We start from the raw sequence: 21,173 nt of genomic DNA, 5'->3' as shown, positions 1-21,173 counted from the left end.
CCGGACGACTAAGCAGCTCGGGCTCTTCTAAAGCCATCACCGCCGTAATTACCAATTGTGGCTTACAACACGATCCGGCACTCTAACGGAACAAACCTCATTCTGCCGGTGCCAAGGCTGGCCCGGTCTCAAACCGCCTTGCGCGACGCTCGCCCAACATCAACATCGCGGGCGTGACCAAGAGTGTCAGCACTGTCGCAAAGATCAAACCGCCTGCAATCGCGCTCGACAATTCGGTCCACCATTGCGTTGATGGCGCGCCATAGACGATCTCGCGCGTAAAGAAGTTGATGTTCAGCCCGATCACCATCGGCATCAAGCCCAAAGCGGTCGTGATCGAGGTCAGCACAACAGGGCGCAGACGCTGCGCGCCTGTGCGCAAAGCGGCCTCTAGTGACGACAGACCCTGCGACTTGAGTTGGTTGAACGTATCGATCAAAACGATGTTGTTGTTCACCACGATCCCAGCAAGAGCGATCACACCGATGCCCCCCATGACGACCCCAAACGGGCGGCCAGTGACCATCAAACCAAGCAAGACGCCCGCAATGGAAAATACAATCGCCGACATGACAACAAAGGCCTGCCAGAAGCTGTTGAACTGGGTCAACAGGATCATAAACATCAAACCAATCGCTGCTAAAAATGCACCGATCAGAAAGGTCATGGACTCGGCCTGATCTTCGGCCTCGCCCCCGAATGTGACCGACACGTTACCGGGCAGGTCAAGTCTCTCGATCACGCCCTGCAATGCAACGGTCTGGTCATTGGCCAGCACGCCTGGTGCGACGTCGGCCGAAATTGAGATGACACGCTCTTGGTCGATCCGGGTGATCACACCACTACGCGGTGCAGGAGAGAACGACACAAAGTTCGAAATTGGCACAAGGCCAGCATCGGTTGGGACGCGCAGCGCTTCAAGCTCGGCCAGCGTGCGGTCGCCTGCCGGGAAACGTACGACGATATCAACCTCGCCATCACCATCCTCGGGGCGATAGTCTGCAACCGTAATCCCGCGCGTCAGCAACTGGACGGCCTGCCCCAAAAGGGCGACGCTGGCACCACTGCGCGCAGCCTCTGATCGGTCGACAGAGATTTGCCATTCCACGCCGGGGCTCGGTCGCGTGTCGATGACATCGATGAAACCGCCCAAGCGGGTCATCTCTGCCAGGATCATCTCAACCGCAGCCTCTTGGTCTGCCGGGTCGTTCCCCACAACCTCCAGATTGATCGGCTTGCCGCCACCGGGCCCGCCTGCGTCCGTCTGCACCTGCACATCAATTCCTGGTATCTGGGCCATATCAGCGCGAATATCCTCCGCGATCAGCGCGACCGTCCGGCGGGTATCCCAATCGGCCAGTTCCAGCTGAATAGCCCCAATCACATCCGTCCCGTCATCACTGCCACCCGAGCGGGCATAGACACTCGCGATCTCATCATAGGCCGCAAGGCGGTCTTCCACCTGCCGGACTAAAGCGTCCTGTTCATAAACTGAGAAGTTGTCCTTCGCCCGGACTTCGACCTGTGCATATTCCGGCTCAACCTCTGGAAAGAACGTCAACCCGTTGCCCAAGCTGCCGTAAGCCACGAAAGACGCGACAAGTGCCATCACAGCAAAACTCAGCGTGGTCCAGGGCCGCAAAATCGACCACTCCAGAACACGTATGTAGCCGCCCATAAAACCGGTCATCTGACGCGGATCACCATGTTCGGCGGCATAAAGCTGCGCTTTGGCATTGCCCGACTGCGCCTGCCGTTTTCCGATCTGGCCGCCCATGACAGGGATAAAGACAAGCGCCATAAACAGCGACGCCGCGAGTGTGAAGATCACCGTGATTGGCAAGAACTTCATAAATTCGCCCACAACACCGGTCCAGAACAGCAAAGGGAAGAATACACAAAGTGTCGTCGCCGTAGAGGCTATGATCGGCCAGGCCATACGTTTGGCGGCTCGGGCATACGCCTCTTTCGGGGGTTGGCCTTCGTGCAAATATCGATCAGCGAGTTCAACGGTAACAATCGCGCCGTCCACCAGCATACCTACAACAAGGATCAGCGAAAACAGCACCACGATATTCATCGTGAAGCCCATAAAATAAAGCCCTGCAACACCCGTCAGGAAAGCACCGGGAATGGCCAGACCGACCAGCAAGGAAGACCGCAGACCCAGCGCATAAACGACAACAATCATCACCAGAATTATCGCAGCAATGACGTTGGCTTCCAGATCAGACAGCATCGTCTTGACGGTTTCGCTTTCGTCAAGCGTGTAGCGGACCTGTACGTTCTCGGGCCATTCGCTTTGTTTGGCTTCGATGACCGCGCGCACCTCTGCGACAGTTTCAATGATATTGGCTCCAACGCGTTTCTTGATCTCGAGCGCGAGGGCAGGCTGGCTATCAATACGGGCAAATCCGGTCGGATCTTCGAATGTCCGGCGGATGGTGGCGACATCGGCAAAGGTGACAACGGTTTGCCCGCGCACCAGAACCGGCAATTCCATCACATCTTCCAAGTTCTCAATCAAACCCGGCACTTTAAGTACCAGCCGTCCGGCCTCACTCTCGATCGCACCTGCCGCAATCAATTGGTTGTTGTTGGTGATCGAGCTGATCAACTCATCAAAGGTGATATATAGGTCTCAAACACCGTCGGGTCGATCAGCACTTCCATCAACTCAGTGCGCTTACCCGCAACATCAGCTTCCAGCACACCGCTCAGCGCCTCGATATCGTCTTGCAAGTCTTCTGCCAGTGTATTCAGCGTCCGCTCCGGCACCGGGCCGGATAGAATAACCGTCAGGATCGGGAACAGGGCCGTGTTGATTTCGGTGACAACAACGGTGGCATCAGAGGGTAGCTCGTTTTCAACGCGGTCGGCACCCTCGCGCACATTATCCAGAGCCTCATCTGCATCAAAGCCCGGCTCAAAATCCAACTGAACCGCGCCGCGCCCCTCACTTGCGGTGGCCGTCATGGATTTCAACCCGGTGAGCGAGGCAAATTCAGTCTCCAACGGGCCAACAAGGACGTCCTCTGAATCTTCTGGCGATATGCCGTCCACGGATGCGGACACAAAGACAATCGGGATCGGGATCTCTGGATTGCTCTCTTTCGGGATCGCGATATAGGACAACGTCCCGACAGCCAGCAGAAACACAAGGATCAGCTGGACAACCTTGCTCCGGTTAAAGGCAGCGTCGATCAGCGCGTTCATTGCGAGTTATCCGCCGTCTGATCCGCACTCTCTGGCCGTGGATCAACCACATCACCTGCGTTTACAAAGCCTTGACCGACAGTGATAATCTGCGCTGTTTCAGGCAGGCCGGTGATCCAGACACCATCGGTTTGTGCCCGAACTATGGACACTGGTGCAAAAGCTACGGTGTTGTCTTGTTCTACAGTTTTGATCCCCAGATCACCATTGGTGCCCAGCGACAGGATCGCAGGGGAAATGAAATGCCCCCGCGCCTGCCCGGTTGGGATCGCGATACGCGCGCTTAAACCTGCTGGCATCTCGCTGTCGGGATTATCGACTGTGACTTCAACCTGAAAGGTGCGTGTCTGCTCATCAGCATTCGCACCAATAAAGCTCACCACGCCGGGGCGTTTCTCGCCCGTAATAAACTGCACCTCGGCCGTTTGGTCGATTTGAATACGCGACAAGGCTTGTTGCGGCACCTGCATGACAACCGTCAGCGGATCATTATCTAGCACTTCGGCAACCACGCTGCCGGCATCCACAAATTCACCCTCGTCCAACGTCATGTCATTCAACCGCCCCGCAAAGGGCGCCCGGACGATTGTATTTTCCAACTGCTCTTGCGCTTCCGTCACCGCAGCATCAGCGGCGGCCTTAGCCGCCCGTGCGCTACTCACCCGGTCCTCAGTGGCAACGCCGCGGTCCTGCAAGGCTACCGCGTTATTAAGATCACGGCTCGCCTGTTCAAGCTGGGTCCGGGCCTGCAAAAGCTGTGCCTCAATTGTTTCGGCATCAATGCGTGCAATTTCCTGACCTGCCTCAACCAAATCACCACGTTGCACTGACACAGAAACAACCTGCCCACCCGCTTCGGCCTGAATGCTGGTGGCGCGGTCAGGTTCTGACTGACCCTCGGCTGTTAGAACCAGTTGCACATCCTGCGCCTCTGAGGGGATCACAGCGACCGCAACTGCCGTTTCTGCGGGGCTGTCAGCAGTATCATCTTGGCTGGCTTCACTGGGAAATATGTATCCACTCCCCATCCAGCAAACCAAAAGCAACGCCAGAAAACCCGCCACCCATTTTGAGCGACCAGCGCCTTTGTCGGCGTCAAATGTCAACTTACCAGCCAAATCTGGTGTATTATCTTGTGTCATAAACACGTCCCTCAGCGTTAAATGCACTTTGCGCACGACCGCGAAATACGATTTCGGGTTAGATAAGGTCAGGTTGTCGCAGTTGCTAGGGCCAAACCCATTAAACTCAGACCATCAGAACGAAGAGAGGGCCATCGACACCCCCACACGGACCTCGTAAACCACGCCCATGACGGCCCTTGACCAAACCCCTGAACTGCTGCCGCTTGGCATTGATGGCGTGCTTGTCCGTTTCGCAACGACTTTGACGGAAGACGCCAATGCGCATGCGCTTGGTTTTCGTGATCTGGTGCAGGATATGGCACTCGTTGGCGTGACAGAGGTTGCCTCATCCCTTGTATCGGTCCGCGTCGGGTTTGATCCTGCACAAACGGATCGCGCGACGGTTATGGGGGCGCTCCGATCTTTGCTTGAACAGCATCAAACAAAGGATGAAGGCCCGCGCAGGCTTTGGCGCATTCCTGCAGCCTTTGGCACGGATTTCGCACCGCAACTCGGTGAGGTCGCAGGAATGGCGGGCCTTACCCCCCAGCAGGCCATCACCGAGATTGAGGCAACTCAGGTGCGTGTCATCGCCATCGGCTTTGCCCCCGGCCAACCCTATCTGGGGATGCTGCCCGACCATTGGAACATCCCCCGTCAAACAGAACTGACCAAAAAACTGCCACGCGGGGCGTTGATCACAGCCGTGCGCCAATTGATCATCTGGGCCGCCGACGCACCAACAGGCTGGCGACACATCGGACAAACCGCTTTTCGAGTCTATCGCCCTGAAACCACGCAACCCTTCGCCTTTGAACCCGGTGATGCTGTCCAGTTTCAGGCCGTGTCGGATACGGATTTCCGTGCGATCAAAGTAAATACCGACACCAACGGTGGCGCCACATGCGAGGTGTTGCGCTGATGCCGACGTTAACCATCCATAAAGCAGGCCCCGGCCTGACAGTGCAGGATCTGGGGCGCCCCGGCTGGAAGGCGCAGGGTCTGTCCACCGGTGGTGCAGCCGACCCTCTGGCACTGCTAGAGAGTGCAGCAGTGCTGGGGGTAAAGCCTTCGGATGCCGTGATCGAAATGATGGGCTTTGGTGGTACTTTCAGCATGGATGAAGACATGCGGATCGCGCTGACAGGCGCTGTCATGCAAGCCGATATCGATGGTGAGGCTGTCGCGCATAACACAACCCATGTTCTGCCGGCAGGCGCGAAACTGATCATCCGGGCAGCCTCAAAAGGGGTCTACGGCTATCTACGCTTTGCCGGAGGCATCGCAACCGCGCCCATCATGGGCAGCCGCGCCACCCATCTGACAGCAGGCATCGGCAAGCGTTTGGAAGCGGGCGACACGCTCCCGCTTGGATCGGATCCTGACCCGTCAGGCGCGCCACAAAAGCTGCCCAAAACAGACAGGTTCGCTGGCGGCACAATCCGGATCATGCCCGGACCGCAAACAGACTTCTTTCGTAAAGAAGCCCAAAGAGCATTCTGTGCTGCGCAATTCCGGCGCGGGCAAAGCGGAAACAGACAAGGGATAAAGCTTGAGCACAAAGGCAACATCTTTGGCACATCCAGCGGGCTGACCCATGTATCAGACCTCATCGTCCCCGGCGATATCCAGATCACGGGCGCAGGCGTATCTTACATCCTACTGGCCGAATGCCAAACCATCGGCGGCTACCCCCGCATCGGCAACGTCATCCCCGCCGACCTGCCCAAAATCGCCCAAGCGCCCCCCGGCACGCCGCTGCAATTCCAGTTCCTGACCCTCGCAGAGGCCGACGCCACCGCCACCGCGCAAACCGACCAACTGCATGCCCTCACCAAATCGTGCCAACCGCTAATCCGCGACCCCCATGACATCGCTGATCTGCTCGGCTACCAATTGATCAGCGGGGCAACGCCCGGCGATGATCTGGAAAGGCCCTGACATGACACGCACCGTCGATCTGAATGCGGATATGGGCGAAAGCTTTGGGTCTTGGCGCATGGGCGATGACGTGGCGCTGCTCGATATCGTCTCATCTGCCAACATCGCCTGCGGGTTTCATGCAGGCGACCCAGACGTCATGAACCAGACAATGCGGCTTGCCGTATCAAACGGCGTGGGTATCGGCGCGCATCCGGGTTTTGCCGATCTCAAAGGGTTCGGACGCAGGCAACTGCCACTGCCACATGATGAGATCGCCAACGCGGTCACTTACCAATTGGGTGCAGCACAAGCCATGGCCAAGCGCGCAGGTGGCGCGGTGCGGCATTTGAAACTGCATGGCGCTCTCGCCAACATGGCGTCGGTCGATCATGCGCTGGCGCGGGCATGCTATGAGGCCGCGCTTGATGTGGACCCAGAGATCGTGATCATGGTGTTGGCCGCCACTGCTATGGAAAAGGTTGTGCGCGACCTCGGCTGCAACTGGGCGGGCGAGATTTTCGCCGACCGCGCCTATAATGATGACGCAACGCTGGTGGATCGCAGCAAACCCGGTGCCGTCCTGCATGACGCTGCAACCGCCGCGCCGCGCATCCTGAAAATGCTGCAAGCCGAGGCGATCATCACAGAGGCGGGCAAACACATCCCCTGCCAGATCGACACGATCTGCCTGCACGGAGACACCCCCGGTGCCGTGGGCATGGCACGCGGCATCCGGCAGCACCTGACGGATGCTGGCATCGCCATCGCCAGACTTTGAAGGGCCAACATGGAACTGAACGCTGATTTCACCCAACGGGTCCTGATCCACTCCGAAGACATCCCGTGGAAAGCCTCACCCATGCCGGGCGTTGACCGGCGAATGCTGGACCGGATCGGGGACGAGGTCGCGCGCGCGACATCCATCGTCCGCTACGCGCCCGGCAGCCGGTTTTCGGCCCATACGCATACCGGGGGCGAGGAGTTCATTGTGCTCGACGGCGTGTTTCAGGATGAGCACGGCGATTATCCCGCAGGCACCTATGTGCGCAATCCGCCCACAACATCGCACACGCCGGGAGCGGAACAGGGTTGTACCATCTTTGTGAAGCTCTGGCAGTTCGATCCAGAAGACCGCACGCAGTTTCGCAAAGAAATGAATGCTGACCTAACGATGATAGACGATGGAGTAAGCGGGCATGTCCTGCACGAGGACGCGCGGGAAAAGGTGCGCTTCATCACGCTCGGACCCGACGCAAGCTTTGTGGAAACCCAGCAAGGAGGCACCGAATTGCTGATGCTATCAGGCGCTGCAACCCAAGAAGAAGACACACTTGGCAAAGGCGCATGGCTACGATTGCCGGAAAATGCGCCCCTTCACATGACCGCAACGGATCAAGGCGCGTCGTTCTGGATCAAAACAGGCCATCTGCCTTTTGCAAGAGCACCTTTGGTACCGTGACACGACGCAGCAACGGACTTGATCCGGGGCTGCGATGGCACTTACGCGCGAAACCCATCCGGTATTTGATCATCACCATCCAGAACCAGCGCAGCCATCACCGCTCCCACCTTGGGTGCCATACCGAAACCAATCTTGAACCCACCGTTTGCAATAAACTCACCATCCCGCAACGGATGCGCACCCAGCACTGGTGCCCGGCTCTTGCTGCGTGGACGGACGCCCGCCCAACGCTCCAAAACCTCCGCCCCATGCAGGATCGGAAAGGCGAGCATCGCACGCGCCAACACATCATCAAGAGCTTCATCCGTACTGAAGGGATTATCAAACGCCCGCTCCGACGTCGATCCAACTGCGACCGTCCCATCGCCATGCGGAATGATATGTAGTGCATCAGCAAACAGCTGCGGTTTGCCCGCCGCGTCAAAGCGCAACAGAGCCGCCTGCCCTTTTACACCATTACCGCCAATCTCTTGCATACCCGGCCAGCCGGTGGCCCAGACAACCTTGCCCTGCGGATCGCCCCCATCCAGAACCTGCCCTCCCAACGCCACAACAGCATCGGCCAAAGCACGGGTCGCACGCCGCGGGTGGATCAGGGCCGACAGGGTATCATGCACAACCAGCCCCGCAGGCGACGGCGGCATCCAATTTGCATCATCAGATGAGACCACCTCCCACAGCGCTTTACCTTCCCAAAGTTCCGCGGCCGTGTCTGCACGCCCACGCGCCAGCTCAACCGCGCGATCATCTGCCAGAGGCTGCAACCGACCAGACCGCGCATAACCGACATCAACGCCGCTCAATCCCGCAACATCGCGCCAAAACGCCTCTGCCATGATCAGGCTTTCGAACTGAAACGCTTTTTTCTCGTTCCAATTCTCTGGCACATGCGGGGCCAAAGCACCCACCAGACCGCCGCTGGAGCCAGATGCCACCCCATGCGGATCAATCACCCGCACAGCCGCCCCACGCCGCGCGCAGGCATAAGCGACTGATAGGCCAAAGACCCCTGCCCCCATTACCGTCACATCAGCCGTTGCCATTCGCAATCCTTCCGCTCAAAGATGACGCAGTGGTAAGGCATGAGCAGATGACAGACCAGACAGCAAAACTTGACTGGCGGGATGGGGTACCAATTGCTGTCACCTTCGATGACCCCTATTATTCGCTTGATGATGGGCTGGCCGAGACGCGGCATGTGTTTCTGGACGGAAATGATTTGCCCACACGGTTTGGCAGCGATTTCCAGATCGCTGAATTGGGGTTCGGGACGGGGTTGAACCTCTTAGTCACTTGGGCCGCATGGATCGATGCTGGACGCCCCGGACGGCTGCATTTCACCTCATTTGAGGCGTTCCCGATGCAATTGGGCGACATGGCTGAAGCATTGTCCCACTTCTCACAGCTCAGAAACTTGGCAGAAGTATTGCTGGCCGAATGGGCACCAGAAAGTGGGCCAGTCATCCTGACTGACGGCCCAACGCTCCACGTCATCACTGGCGATGCCCGACAAACCGTGCCTGTGTGGGACGGCCAAGCCGACGCTTGGTTTCTCGACGGCTTCTCACCGGCCAAAAACCCGGAACTCTGGGAACCCGACCTGCTGCAATCCGTCGCCACCCACACCAAACCGGGGGGCACCGCCGCGACATATTCCGCTGCTGGACATGTCCGCCAAGCGCTCACCGCTGCCGGGTTTGACGTCACCCGCACCCCTGGCTTTGGCCGCAAGCGCCATATGACCCGCGCGAGGATGCCAGATGCAGAATAATCCGCGCCTTGGCATCCTGCTAATGATCTGCACGACCTTCATCTTCGCGGTGCAGGACGGCATATCGCGCCATCTGGCAGAAAACTACAACGTGATCATGATCGTCATGATCCGCTATTGGTTCTTCGCCGCCTTCGTCATCACCATCGCGACGCGGCAATCCGGGTCGATCCGGGCTGCCGCCGCAACCAAGCAACCTATACTGCAAATCATACGCGGGGTATTGCTGGCGTTGGAAATCTGCGTGATGGTCAGCGCCTTCGTGCTTCTGGGGCTGGTCGAAAGTCACGCTATCTTTGCCTGCTACCCTTTACTAATCGCTGCCCTCTCAGGCCCGGTTTTGGGCGAAAAAGTCGGCTGGCGGCGCTGGCTTGCCATCGGGATCGGCTTCATCGGCGTACTGGTCATCCTGCAGCCGGGCTATACTGTTTTTGCACCCGCCGCGATTGTTCCGCTGGCCTCTGCGTTGATGTTCGCCCTTTACGGTTTACTGACCCGCTATGCCGCACGCAAAGACACCACGGCCACATCCTTTTTCTGGACCGGCACATCTGGTGCGGTGGTCATGACTGGCGCAGGTATCTGGTTTTGGGAACCCATGACAGCAGCCGACTGGCAATGGATGGCAGCCCTGTGCATCACCGGCGCTGGCGGGCATTGGCTGTTGATCAAAACCTATGAGGTGGCCGAGGCAAGCGAGGTGCAACCTTTCGCCTACCTGCAACTGGTGTTCGCCAGCGCCATCGGGCTTTTGCTGCTGGATGAGGTTTTGCGCCCGAATGTGGCCATCGGGGCGGCGATTGTCGTCGGGGCTGGGCTTTTCACGCTTTGGCGGTCAAAACAAAGCGGCTGAGATTACGGGCGCGGAACCGGCCTCACAGCGTAAGCCGCGGCCTCAGATGCCGGAGTCGGACGCGCCCGCGGGCGCAGCAACGGCTTTTCGCCAATCAGCAGTTCGGTAAAACGCACTGGTCCAGTTTGCCCGGTCAAACGTGCCTCGTAAACGGGAATGCTTTCGGTCACGCGCATCACATAGTTCCGGGTTTCGCGAAACGGGATATGCTCAATCCAGTCGACGACATCCATTTCCAGCAACCGGGGATCACCACGATCATCCATCCAACGCAATGGACGGCTTGGCCCCGCGTTGTAACCAGCCGCAATCATGACGGGGCTGGGGCCGAATTCTTCTTCCAGATAGGCCAGATAGGTCGCGCCAAGCGTCGCATTATATCGCCAGTCATTTGTCAAACGACCACGGGCATAGGGCAGGCCCAGATTGCCCGATACCTCGCGTGCGGTCGCAGGCATGATCTGCATCAGGCCCAAGGCACCCGCAGGGCTGCCAATGCCAGCGTTAAACTCACTCTCACGACGTGCGATTGAAAGTGACAGCGCGGGCGCGGCAGGCAAATCCATCGCCGCCAGATCATGGATAGGAAAGTAAATCGCCGGGATCACAATGCCCCGCGTGACCGCAGCTTTACCCAGCAGAACCGTATACCGCTGCTCATCAATATCGGTCAGATAGGCACCAAGCTGTGCGAGCTCTGTCGCATCAAGCGTACGGCCGAGTTCGGCAAAAAACGTAAAGGCCGCCCCGCGTTCACCTGCGGCGAGCAGGATCAAAGCTGCTTGCACAATATCTTTGTCAAAGACAGGTGATGCGTCCCAGTCAACCTGCGTACCCGCCAGTACCGGGTCCAGCGGGCGACCCACCTTTTCGGACGCGAGCAGACCATAAAAACTGGTCTGGTGCGCCGCACCAAGGCTATAGGCATCTACCGCCAGATCGGCATTGCCCTTCACCTCATGCGTACGACCAATCCAATATTGCATACGGCCCACCGAAATCGGGCTGCTGGATGCACGCAATGCGTTCTCAAAATGCCCCAGCGCCTGCGTCGGATCACCCAGATAGATCAGCGAAAGGTATCCCGAAAGCCATTCCAAATCCGCATAGGACGCACCATCGGTCAGATAATGGCGCGAGGCCAAAACGTAGGCCTGCTCTGCCCGCCCTTCACGCATTTCCCACCGCGCCAGAATGCGGCGCCATCCTGACCAGCGAAATGGCTCACCCAAAGCAGCAGCGCTGGTTGACCGGTCAAGAAGCATCTTGACCGCGTCGGTGTTTTCGCCCCGCCGGGCCAGCCACGCATAGCGGGCATAAGCCAAACCGGGGTCCTGACGCAGCGCAGCCGGGACAGCCTCCATCAAGGTTGGCAGGTTGCCCACCCGCCGGTTGTATCCAATGCGCGCCATGGTCAAAGCTTGCTGATCAGGTGACAGCAGCGGCACCATGCGTTCCGCCTCATCCGAGCGTGACCGCCAAAGAAGGGCATCAACGCGGGCCGGGTGAAATGGCGCAAGGATTTCGCCAAAAGCGGCAGTCATGGCTGTCTGCTCATCGGCTGTAAGGCGGCCATCGATCCAGATATCGCGCAGCGTGTCGCGCGCAGCCTCAGTCTGCTCTAAGGCCAAATGGGCGCGCGCAAGCCGGATGGCGCCCGCGCCAGTCTGCGGCCCGTGATCACCAAACCATGCAATGACCTCCTCAGGGGACAAACCATCGTCGAACATCACCTCCGCCTCAGCGCGCAAATCGTCAAGGCCCGGCCAATCGGCGCGGCGGGTCAGAAAATCCTGATAGTCTGCAAAATCCGCATCGCCGTCACGCAACCGCAACCACATGACCACATCGGAGGTCACCGGGCCCACATCCTGGGCGATCATGGCGGCAACGGCCCAATCAGATTGGGCTGCATCGATTGCAGCAACGCTTTTGGGATCAACCGACTGGGCCATGGCGGGAAGCGCCGTGACATAGGCCAGTATCGAAATAAAAAGCGATCTGAGGTTCACTGCATGCCCCTTTGCGCGAATAAGGTAACCTGTACGGCCACAATGACAACTCACAAACACGGCAATTCGTGGCAATACCCGGCCATATTGCCCAAACGAAGGGCTTGTCGCGCGGGCCGTCTGCGCCTAGTGTCCGCGCGATTTTACTGCGCCCGGTCACGGGCCATCAACAACAAGGAAGCGTGCCATGTTTAAGGGATCACTCCCCGCCCTCGTCACGCCGTTTGCGAACGGCCAGGTTGATGTGCACGCGCTGAAAAAACTCGTCAACTGGCATGTGGACCAAGGTAGCCACGGGCTGGTGCCAGTGGGGACAACCGGTGAAAGCCCCACGCTAACCCATGCCGAGCATGATCTGGTTGTTGAAACAGTGGTGAACGAGGCGGCAGGGCGTATCCCGGTGATTGCCGGGGCCGGGTCCAATAACACAGCCGAAACGGTGCGGCTGGTGCAGGCAGCCAAAAAGGCCGGCGCGGATGCAGCCCTTGTGGTGACACCTTACTATAATAAGCCGACACAACGCGGGTTGATCGCGCATTTCATGGCTGCGGCGGACTGTGGTTTGCCGATCATTATCTACAACATCCCGCCACGGTCGGTCATCGATATGACGCCGGACACAATGGCGGAACTCGCCAAGCACGAGATGATTATCGGTGTGAAGGATGCCACCGCCGATCTGTCACGTGTGCCAGCACAGAGGATGCGCTGCGGTCCTGACTTCATCCAGCTGTCGGGTGAAGACGCGACCGCTTTGGGCTATAATGCACATGGTGGGCAAGGGTGTATTTCGGTCACGGCCAATATCGCACCTGCGCTGCTTGCAGAGTTTCAGGAAAGCACCCTTGCGGGTGATTATGCCAAAGCGCTCACCCAATTGGACCGGCTGATGCCACTGCATGAGGCCGTGTTCACAGAGCCAGGTCTGGTGGGTGCAAAATATGGTATGTCTTTGCTGGGCATGTGCAGTGAAGAGGTACGCTCGCCTCTGACTGGTCTGACTGATTCGACCAAAGAGAAAGTACGTTCAGCGATGATACACGCAGGGCTACTGAACTGAAGCGTAAGGTGGGTTTAAACCCACCTTACCTCCCACAGCCCTATTGCGTACTGGCCGGTGTCAGTGGTTTGAACCACGCGTTGTTCAACCGCCACAACCCAAAGGCCAACGGGATCGCGGCCAAACCACCGATCACATAGGCCAAGGGTTCGTCGGAAAAGCTTTCAAACATCTGCGTATAGGCGTGAATGCCAGCAAAGGTCATTGCCGCATTGAACATCCCCCGCCGGTTCGACATCGCGGCCCAAATAATCAGCCCGCCCAAAAGCAACGCCCAGACGATAGAATAAGCCCCTTCACTGATATGCGGCAATGTCTCGCGATAGGCCTGTGCCACCTCCCGATAGGCGCGCCAATCGTCAAAATCAGCACGCTGGGGGCCAAACATATGGCTGCCCACGTCATCACCCCAAATGCTCCCCACCAGAAAACACAGGTTGGCCACGACAAACGCCATGATCATCAGGACACCGGCCTGCCGGGCCAAAGCTGCATGACCACGCCCTGCCAACCAAAGGCAGGCTCCGATCAGTACCGACATCTGCAGGATGCTCAATGTTGATTCAGGGGAATAGAACACATAGGCGGCAGTGAAATAATATGTGCCCGTGTCCAGCATCTGCGCAAAAGGCACGATGGCAAAGGCGGTCACAATGCGCAGATCAAGCGTCAGACCCAACACTGCAACCACCGCAAAAACATAGAGGTGAATGAGCGGCATCGGCCAACCCGCAAGATCAACCTCATATGCGGCGTGATAGATGCCCGTCAGATGCAAGGCGACAGCCATCACCAAAACCGCCCCATAAGCAAAGCGCAACTGCGCAAACCCCGCCCGAAAACGCCATAAGAAAAGCACCGCAAGCACCGCCCCGACTATCGCCATGGCGATCCCTGCGATGTCCGGCACTTTATCGGCCAATTCAAAGCCCGTGCCCGAAATCAACATTCCCGCACCGATCAGCGCACTGGCATTGCCAAACATACGGTAAAGCGCATCACCATAGCGCAAGATCAAAAGGCCTGCGCCCAGAAACAAACTGCCGCAGACAGCCACACTCAGCGCGCTAGCCAGATAAAAAACCAAACCAAGGGTGGCGGCTAAAATACCCGCAATTAACAGCGAATTGACGCAAAGCGCGATCATCGCAGCGCGAGCGCGGCTTTGGATTTCATCCGCTTGCGCTGGGTTGATGACCCCATCGGCAATCAGCTGATCTGTTTGAGCGACGTAGTACATGCGGTCTCCTGACGGTCATTTCCGTCTGGATAGGTCATTTGTGAACATTGTTCAAGTACTATTTCGCGGCCTGTATCCATCCTTCGGCAAAACGCATATCACCGCACCCACCAAACTGCGCCGCGCGCATCAGCTCTTTGTGCAACGCGGCAAGGCGGCCCGTTCCCATCCGCACGCCCGCTTCCGGCCAAAACGCACGCACGACCAAGACGCCATCTTCGCGTTTCATATCGATGCGGCCGATCATGCGGTCGCCCTCTATGACGGGGAAAACATAGTACCCATATTGCCGCTTGGGCGCTGGGACGAAAATCTCGATCCGGTAATAGAAACCGAACAAGCGCTCTGCTCGCTTGCGATCCCGCAACGCCGGATCAAAGGGCGACAGGATACGCAGGCGCGGCACGGGTGCCGCAATCGTCGCATCCATCAGATCAGGCCACGCAAAGGACCGGCGCAGCTTGCCATCCACACCGGCAATATCCACTGCGATAATCCGCTGGTCGGCCAAGGCGGCAGCGCACCATGCCTTCGCCTCGGCGGGCGTGACATGATCCCAAAATGCCGCCAATTCGCCACTGGTCGCAAAGCCCAAACGGTCCAATGCACCGGCGCAGCACCATTCAATTGTCTCTTCTGTGTGATGGCGGCGGTTCAAATGCTCTGCCGGAATGACCCTCTCGGTCAGATCATAGACCTTGGTGAACCCATCCCTGCGTACAACAGACACCTGACCAGAGCGCCACAGATATTCCAAAGCAGTCTTGGAAGGGTGCCAATCCCACCAGCCACCTGACCCGCGGCTTTCATTCGTGCCGACCTGCCCCGAGGTGCAACAACCATGATCCGAAATCTGACGCAACACATCGTCAATCTTGGCCACGAAATCACCCCGCCGCCATTCGGTCCACCGCTGTTCCATGCGCACGGCATCGCGGGCAAAGCGCAAACGCCAATGGGCGAAGCTTTCCATAGGAATGGTGGCTGCATCATGGGTCCAATGCTCAAACACCTGCCGGTCGCGATGCAGCAGATGCTGCAACGCCTTGGGCCGGTATTGCTGACGACGGGACCACAGGATCAGATCATGGGCGCGGGCGAAGGTATTGACGCTGTCAAGTTGCACAAACCCCAGATCGTCAATCACGGCTTTCAGGTCAGCCCCTTTGCCGGGGCCAGAGGGGCGCAAAGCCAGACCGTGTTTTTCCAGAAAAATACGGCGCGCGACAGCGTTTGATAGGACAGGAACGCTCAACTGTCTGCTTCCGTCATCCGAAGCTGCTGCAAGCGGACCTGCCGCAACGCCTCGACCAGCAATGCCGTAACAAGGCCGATATTCAACAATCCATTCGCCGCCGCCATGCCACCCAACAGGCGCCACTCTGTCGGCAACAACACGTCACCAAATCCCAGCGTGGTAAAGGCCACGAGCGAGAAATAAACCGACAGTTCAAGCGTATCAAACACACCAAGCGCCATCATCGCCAGCGCCCAGGCCCAAACACCTGCCGTCATCTGCGCCATGATCCAGACGGCGGCGATGCATAGCACCAAGATCAGCTTGGGGCGATGGGGGGTCCGGGTCAGCCATGGGCGATATTTCATCAACCATGTTTCCATCAGCCAAAAGCTGATCCCGGCGATCATAATCGAAAACAGCATCAACACGGTGCCAAGGGCGATCTGAACGAACATCTCTCTTCTCCTGATGCGGGCCGGTTGCGGCACACCTTGTGCCACAGCGCCCCATCGCCTATCTGATCCCAACTATGGCCAAGAAACCCGAAAACAAAAACTACAAAGTCATCGCCGAGAACCGGCGTGCCCGCTACGACTATGCCATCGAGGATGATCTCGAAGTTGGCATTATCCTGACCGGGTCCGAGGTCAAGTCCCTGCGTACCGGACAATCGAACATTGCTGACAGCTATGCCAGCGTCGATGATGGCGAACTATGGCTGACCAACGCCTATATCGCGCCCTACGACCGCGCCATGTTCACCCATGAAGAGCGACGAAAGCGCAAGCTGTTGGTCAGCAGGCGTGAATTGGCGCGGCTATGGAACGCCACCAAGCGCGAAGGCATGACATTGGTGCCACTGGTGATGTATTTTAATGATCGTGGCTTAGTGAAGCTGAAGATTGCGACGGCCAAAGGTAAGAAAAACCACGACAAACGCGAAACCGAAGCCAAACGCGACTGGGGCCGTCAAAAGCAACGCCTGTTGCGACACGGGGATTAACCGGCCTTTTTTCCCCTTTTGGATGCACCTTTTACATCAGATGATGCGCCCACTGAAGGGTGGCTATGCGGAAGATGACATGCCTCTTGGCTTCGTCTTGGATACTTTTGTCATGCCTCCTTTCAGTATACCCCTGCTTGGCAACGATGTTGCCGGATGGAATTCTGATGTCTGCCCCTATCTGTGGAACGTCGCGCATCTTTGACCCGATGCACCGAATTCTCCGAGTCAGATCAATGAGCCACGTCACGCTATACTGACGCAAGCGTCAAGCATATCTGACCTAACTCAGCCATTCCATGCGCCAGCTCGTATGTCTCACCTGCGGACGAAGTGCGAATTCGCTGCGGCTGCGCCAATGTCCGCTAAATGGCTATGTGACATGTCACGGTGCGGATATTCCGGAGCTTTCGCTGGGTAACGCAGTGACAAGTAGCGTCGCACAACCAGCAACAACCGCGACGCAGATATATACGTGTTGTAGCGATCCGCTTAGCGCTGGAATGTACCCGCTGCTCAGATTTGCCAACGCGGTCCCGAGGCCAAGACAGATGTTCGCTCCTGCGAAGACAGATGTTGCCTGTTCATCCGCCACAGTCTTGGAGATATATGCCGGAATAAGCCCATAGACCGCGAAATATGATGACCCAAAGCACAAAGCTGCCACATACAACAGAGCGACGTCATTATGTATTGCGACCAGAATTGCCGATCCACTCAGCAGTGCAAAGCTGCTCCCAAGAGTCCGCTTGATCCCAAACCTGTCTGCCACCATCCCAACGGCAAACCCGCTGAATAGCCCAACGAAGCCGATGATTGACCAGAGTCGACCAATCAGACTTATCGAAAACCCGCTTTCGTCACTCAGGAACGACGACAGGTAGTTCTGCCACGGCCCACACGCGATGCCGCAGGTCGCAAACAATCCCCACACAAGACAGTTGGTTCGCGTAAAAAGCGGTACCGCTGACCTGTCCCGTTGCAACTTTTGCTGATCGGCATTGATCTTTCTGGAAAAGGTTTCAGGCGCGAGGGTTTTCAGTGCTACAAATCCGGCGACGCCAACACTCACCGATGCAATGCCAAGGACCAGCCAGACGGAGCGCCAGCCTGCATTCAGCACAAGCCAAGGTGCGATGGACCCTGCTGCCAACTGTCCGTAGGCGGTGCCACTCGACACCAGACCGTTGACGCGGGACCGATACCTGAAATCGACAGTGCGGGTGATGACACCCACGGTCGGGATTACCATGAACGCCGCACAGGCCCCGAGCGACCCAACGAAGATCGACATGGATGTCGCTGAACCGACAGCAGATACCGCCGACAGAACACCGCCCGAAACGATAACGGCTGAGATCATCACGGGCCCCTCGCCAAAATACTTCGTCAGGCGAGGGCAAAGAATGGCCGCGATCAAGAACGCAATCTGAGCGGCGGCGGTCACCGCGCCAATAGTGTTGGTGGCAAACCCGAGCGTCTGCCTCATCTCGCTAGCGAGCAGGGAAAACAGGTAGAGGCCGAGCCCGAAAACCACTGCCATGTAAGCTGTGAACACGATGGCCACGGTTACGCTGGCCCATCTTCGATGTTTTGCTTGAGCGTGGGTTGCCAATGCCATTCTACTGACCTAATCTAGATAGATGATTATCTATATAGAAACTATCCAATATAGAATGTCAATAAGATGGATGATTTCACAATGACCGATCCGAATGCTGACAGCCCCGCCGCCGATATCACGGGACAAATCAAGGCGCTTTCGAGCCCCTATCGGTTGCAATTTCTTGAATGGTTGATGGCACCAAGGGATCATTTTTCAGATGCCCAGAACAACGCAGACCTCGTCGAGGATGGTGTCTGTGTCGGCGTCATTACCGAGAAGGCTGGACTGTCGCAACCTACCGTCACGTCTCATATGCAGAGGCTGGCGCAAGCTGGATTTGTGACGTCGAAGAAGATCAAGAACTGGGTCTACTATCGACCTGACCAAAAGCGCATCGATGCCTTCCTTCAAGAACTCAGCCATCGGCTTAAGCAACGATAGCTACCATTCGTGCATATTGCAGCATCCGTTACTTCGGGCTCTTTCGGTGATTTCGCCGCGATCTGCACGAAGATAGGTCTAGAAGCTGCTGCCGTTCGCTGCGCGGCGCAACAACTGGTAGGATGCGGACAAACCGGGCTGATGCACGTGCGACTTTTGCTGCGTGGCTCATTCGGCAATGCAGCACATTTCACCGAACCGGCCATTCAAACGCGTTGATCTGGGGATGTTCCAAACTGACCTTTTGCTGCGGTCCGTTCCAAAGGTCGACATTTTAGACGATTTGTTAGCATAGTGAGATGCCAAATTGGCTGAATACATAATTAGTCGCGTCGGCCTCTGATATTGGGTCACACATGATCAAAGGCAGGCGCACTGACACGTGATGGAACGTTTCGTTCTCGCGCATCCAGTGATCACCCGTATTGCAAACATCATTTTAAAAGACGGCGCATCAGCTTGGTGGTGAGTCTTTGAAGATCAGCTTGATAATCGCTTCTGCATGAGCATTCAGGTTCTCGACTTCGCTGATGTCCCCGCCGGGAAACCTGTTTGTCAAAACGGGCAGCGCCATCGGAAAGGAACCGCCATGCGTAATCATGAAGAAAATCGTCCGCGGTGACACGTCAACAATCGTGCCTTCGGATTTCGCATCCGTTATGAGTGTATCCATGAAAGCGTAGAATGGCGCGACAAGACGCGCAGCAATATATTCGCCCCGGACGCCCCTGTCGCTTCCCTCGAAGGCAATGATCTTGCTCAGCTGCGGCCAACGGGCAGACACCGAGACAAACCACCGAATGACCGCCTTCATCATCTCTGTCTTGGAAGAATATGTGCCATTGGCGGTTTTCTGAAGCTCAAGTGCGAAGTTTACCCCTAATTGGTCCACGGCTGCTTTCCAGGTGTCTTCCTTCGACCCGAAGTAATACCGCGTTAACGCGATGTCGGCGCCCACCGCGTCGGCTATTTGACGCAAGGAAACACCGTCAAACCCGCGCCGCGAGAATAAATCAATCGCGGCGTTTAATAAGTCTTCGCGTATAGACCCGGCAACAGACGAAGTTGGCCGACCGGGTCTGCGATTGGATTTCGGTGCACTGACAGTCATCAAGCGCTTTATCGCATAACAGCCACTCGCCGTCACTCACCAACCAACATCCGCATACCATCGCGGGCTACAATAATTTCACCATCGTAAAGACCGGACATTCCCTCGACAAACAGGTTTTCGGTCACGATATTCGCCGGGATCGATGGGATAAGGTGGGTCAAGACGAGTTTGCCGGCTGCCGCTTCGGTTGCTAGCCGCGCAAGATCATCCGTCGCGGTGTGTGTGTCGGTGATCGTCTGCATCCGGTCGGGATCAATCAGGTCGCTGCCTTGCTCGGTCAATACGCGGGCGATTGTTTGCATCATTTCAACGTTCAATGCCTCGTGGATGAGGACATCAACCCCTTGTGCGTGACGGATGGTGTTTTCAGCATACCGCGTGTCGCCACTGAACACGACTGAATTGCCATCATATTCGATCTTGTATCCGTATGCATGGCTCCAACCTGGGTGATCCACCGCGAACGCGCTGATTATGACGCCGCCCTCGTCATAGACCTTAACCAACTCAGCCCCGCGCACTTCGATTTCTTCAACTGTGCCCATAGCGGCACTGCTATTCGCGTATTCGCCTTCTAAAATTTCGAGCCGTTCTTCGAGGTCGGACGCGAAGGACAGCTCCATCCCTTGATGGGCACGTGCGGTGCCGGGCGGGCCGTAGGTCACGACCTCCGTTTTCCGCCCGTAAAGCCAGCTATTGTGCAATACATCGCCCAGGCCGGAAATGTGATCAGAGTGCAGGTGGGTGATAAAGACCGCCGCGATTTCCGTCATAGGGGCACTGGCTGCCTGTAAACCTTGCGATGCACCCTGCCCGGTATCGAAAACAAAGAGTTTGCCGCCTGCAATAATCCCAAGGCAAGCCTGACCGCGATCTTTCTGGTAATTGGGGGATCCAGTTCCGCAAAAAATCAACTCGAATGTATCGTCTTGAATTTTTTGGGCCTCAAGAGCTGCCTTGACCTGTCGTTGGACTTGCCAAGCTAGAATCCGATCCGTGTTGGCTTTGAACAGGAAAAAACCTGTGACCGCCAATACGAACAGCACGACAAGTGCGCTCAATCCTTTTTTCATCCTAGTCTCCTCTCCGAGATATCATATTCTTCGCA

General features: G+C 57.1%; 18 protein-coding genes and 1 pseudogene. 9 read left to right on the top strand and 10 right to left on the bottom strand.

Annotation, left to right across the window (positions count from 1 at the left end; genetic code table 11):
- Positions 1-97 precede the first annotated feature (97 nt).
- Positions 98-3,216 (bottom strand): annotated as a pseudogene (locus BC777_RS13975) (efflux RND transporter permease subunit).
- Positions 3,213-4,358: an efflux RND transporter periplasmic adaptor subunit gene (locus tag BC777_RS13970; RefSeq protein ID WP_100368764.1), complete on the bottom strand. Its 1,146-nt coding sequence runs from the start codon at positions 4,356-4,358 to the stop codon at positions 3,213-3,215. The pseudogene BC777_RS13975 and the gene BC777_RS13970 overlap by 4 nt, the downstream one beginning before the upstream one ends.
- Positions 4,359-4,527: 169 nt before the next feature.
- Here BC777_RS13970 and BC777_RS13965 point away from each other — a divergent pair, with 169 nt between their 5' ends.
- The 4 genes from BC777_RS13965 to BC777_RS13950 are packed head-to-tail and all read left to right on the top strand — an operon-like array spanning position 4,528 to position 7,722.
- Positions 4,528-5,262 carry a 5-oxoprolinase subunit B family protein gene (locus tag BC777_RS13965; RefSeq protein ID WP_100368763.1) on the top strand — a complete coding sequence of 245 codons (735 nt, stop codon included), beginning with the start codon at positions 4,528-4,530 and terminating at the stop codon, positions 5,260-5,262.
- A complete protein-coding gene (locus BC777_RS13960) occupies positions 5,262-6,281 on the top strand; it encodes a 5-oxoprolinase subunit C family protein (RefSeq protein ID WP_100368762.1) in 1,020 nt (339 codons plus the stop codon). Before BC777_RS13965 ends, BC777_RS13960 begins: the two co-directional genes overlap by 1 nt.
- A 1-nt stretch (position 6,282) precedes the next feature.
- Positions 6,283-7,041 (top strand): LamB/YcsF family protein, encoded by a 759-nt coding sequence (locus BC777_RS13955; protein WP_100368761.1) that lies wholly within the window; start codon positions 6,283-6,285, stop codon positions 7,039-7,041.
- Between the two features lie 9 nt (positions 7,042-7,050).
- A complete protein-coding gene (locus BC777_RS13950; RefSeq protein ID WP_100368760.1) occupies positions 7,051-7,722 on the top strand; it encodes a cupin domain-containing protein in 672 nt (223 codons plus the stop codon).
- A 41-nt stretch (positions 7,723-7,763) separates the two neighbouring features.
- On the opposite strand, the gene BC777_RS13945 is transcribed toward BC777_RS13950, so the two are convergent.
- Positions 7,764-8,768, bottom strand: a complete 1,005-nt coding sequence (locus BC777_RS13945) for an NAD(P)/FAD-dependent oxidoreductase (protein ID WP_100368759.1) — start codon at positions 8,766-8,768, stop codon at positions 7,764-7,766.
- Positions 8,769-8,815: 47 nt separating this feature from the next.
- Here BC777_RS13945 and mnmC2 point away from each other — a divergent pair, with 47 nt between their 5' ends.
- Entirely contained in the window at positions 8,816-9,496 is a 681-nt protein-coding gene (gene mnmC2, locus BC777_RS13940) for a tRNA (5-methylaminomethyl-2-thiouridine)(34)-methyltransferase MnmC2 (RefSeq protein ID WP_100368758.1), read from the top strand.
- Positions 9,486-10,349 (top strand): DMT family transporter, encoded by an 864-nt coding sequence (locus tag BC777_RS13935; RefSeq protein WP_100368757.1) that lies wholly within the window; start codon positions 9,486-9,488, stop codon positions 10,347-10,349. Before mnmC2 ends, BC777_RS13935 begins: the two co-directional genes overlap by 11 nt.
- A gap of 2 nt (positions 10,350-10,351) precedes the next feature.
- Here the strand turns inward: BC777_RS13935 and BC777_RS13930 are convergent, their stop codons facing one another.
- Positions 10,352-12,361 carry a lytic transglycosylase domain-containing protein gene (locus BC777_RS13930; RefSeq protein ID WP_245834365.1) on the bottom strand — a complete coding sequence of 670 codons (2,010 nt, stop codon included), beginning with the start codon at positions 12,359-12,361 and terminating at the stop codon, positions 10,352-10,354.
- A gap of 187 nt (positions 12,362-12,548) precedes the next feature.
- Here BC777_RS13930 and dapA point away from each other — a divergent pair, with 187 nt between their 5' ends.
- Positions 12,549-13,421, top strand: a complete 873-nt coding sequence (dapA, locus tag BC777_RS13925; RefSeq protein ID WP_100368756.1) for a 4-hydroxy-tetrahydrodipicolinate synthase — start codon at positions 12,549-12,551, stop codon at positions 13,419-13,421.
- A gap of 40 nt (positions 13,422-13,461) precedes the next feature.
- Here the strand turns inward: dapA and BC777_RS13920 are convergent, their stop codons facing one another.
- From BC777_RS13920 to BC777_RS13910, 3 genes are read right to left on the bottom strand one after another with little or no spacing between them, the layout of a single operon-like run.
- Positions 13,462-14,661 carry a hypothetical protein gene (locus tag BC777_RS13920; RefSeq protein WP_100368755.1) on the bottom strand — a complete coding sequence of 400 codons (1,200 nt, stop codon included), beginning with the start codon at positions 14,659-14,661 and terminating at the stop codon, positions 13,462-13,464.
- Between the two features lie 58 nt (positions 14,662-14,719).
- On the bottom strand, positions 14,720-15,916 hold the full coding sequence (locus tag BC777_RS13915; RefSeq protein ID WP_100368754.1) for a winged helix-turn-helix domain-containing protein: 1,197 nt from the start codon (positions 15,914-15,916) through the stop codon (positions 14,720-14,722).
- Entirely contained in the window at positions 15,913-16,356 is a 444-nt protein-coding gene (locus BC777_RS13910) for an ion channel (protein WP_100368753.1), read from the bottom strand. The genes BC777_RS13915 and BC777_RS13910 overlap by 4 nt, the downstream gene beginning before the upstream one ends.
- Before the next feature lie 74 nt (positions 16,357-16,430).
- Between BC777_RS13910 and smpB the strand changes: the two genes are divergently transcribed.
- The gene (smpB, locus tag BC777_RS13905; RefSeq protein ID WP_100368752.1) at positions 16,431-16,904 is read left to right on the top strand and encodes an SsrA-binding protein SmpB; all 474 of its coding nucleotides are present in this window, start codon (positions 16,431-16,433) and stop codon (positions 16,902-16,904) included.
- 385 nt (positions 16,905-17,289) lie between these two features.
- On the opposite strand, the gene BC777_RS13900 is transcribed toward smpB, so the two are convergent.
- A complete protein-coding gene (locus tag BC777_RS13900; RefSeq protein WP_100368751.1) occupies positions 17,290-18,525 on the bottom strand; it encodes an MFS transporter in 1,236 nt (411 codons plus the stop codon).
- A gap of 66 nt (positions 18,526-18,591) precedes the next feature.
- On the opposite strand from BC777_RS13900, the gene BC777_RS13895 reads away from it, so the two are divergent.
- Positions 18,592-18,951, top strand: coding sequence for an ArsR/SmtB family transcription factor (locus tag BC777_RS13895; protein WP_245834363.1), 360 nt, complete (start codon positions 18,592-18,594; stop codon positions 18,949-18,951).
- A 454-nt stretch (positions 18,952-19,405) separates the two neighbouring features.
- Here the strand turns inward: BC777_RS13895 and BC777_RS13890 are convergent, their stop codons facing one another.
- The gene (locus BC777_RS13890) at positions 19,406-20,062 is read right to left on the bottom strand and encodes a TetR/AcrR family transcriptional regulator (protein ID WP_100368750.1); all 657 of its coding nucleotides are present in this window, start codon (positions 20,060-20,062) and stop codon (positions 19,406-19,408) included.
- A 32-nt stretch (positions 20,063-20,094) separates the two neighbouring features.
- Positions 20,095-21,138, bottom strand: coding sequence for an MBL fold metallo-hydrolase (locus BC777_RS13885; protein ID WP_100368749.1), 1,044 nt, complete (start codon positions 21,136-21,138; stop codon positions 20,095-20,097).
- Between the last annotated feature and the right edge of the window lie 35 nt (positions 21,139-21,173).

This window comes from Yoonia maricola, assembly GCF_002797915.1.
GTDB classification, from domain to species: domain Bacteria; phylum Pseudomonadota; class Alphaproteobacteria; order Rhodobacterales; family Rhodobacteraceae; genus Yoonia; species Yoonia maricola.
The sequence above is the reverse complement of the archived record's forward strand: the minus strand, read 5'-3'. Positions and strand labels throughout refer to the sequence as shown.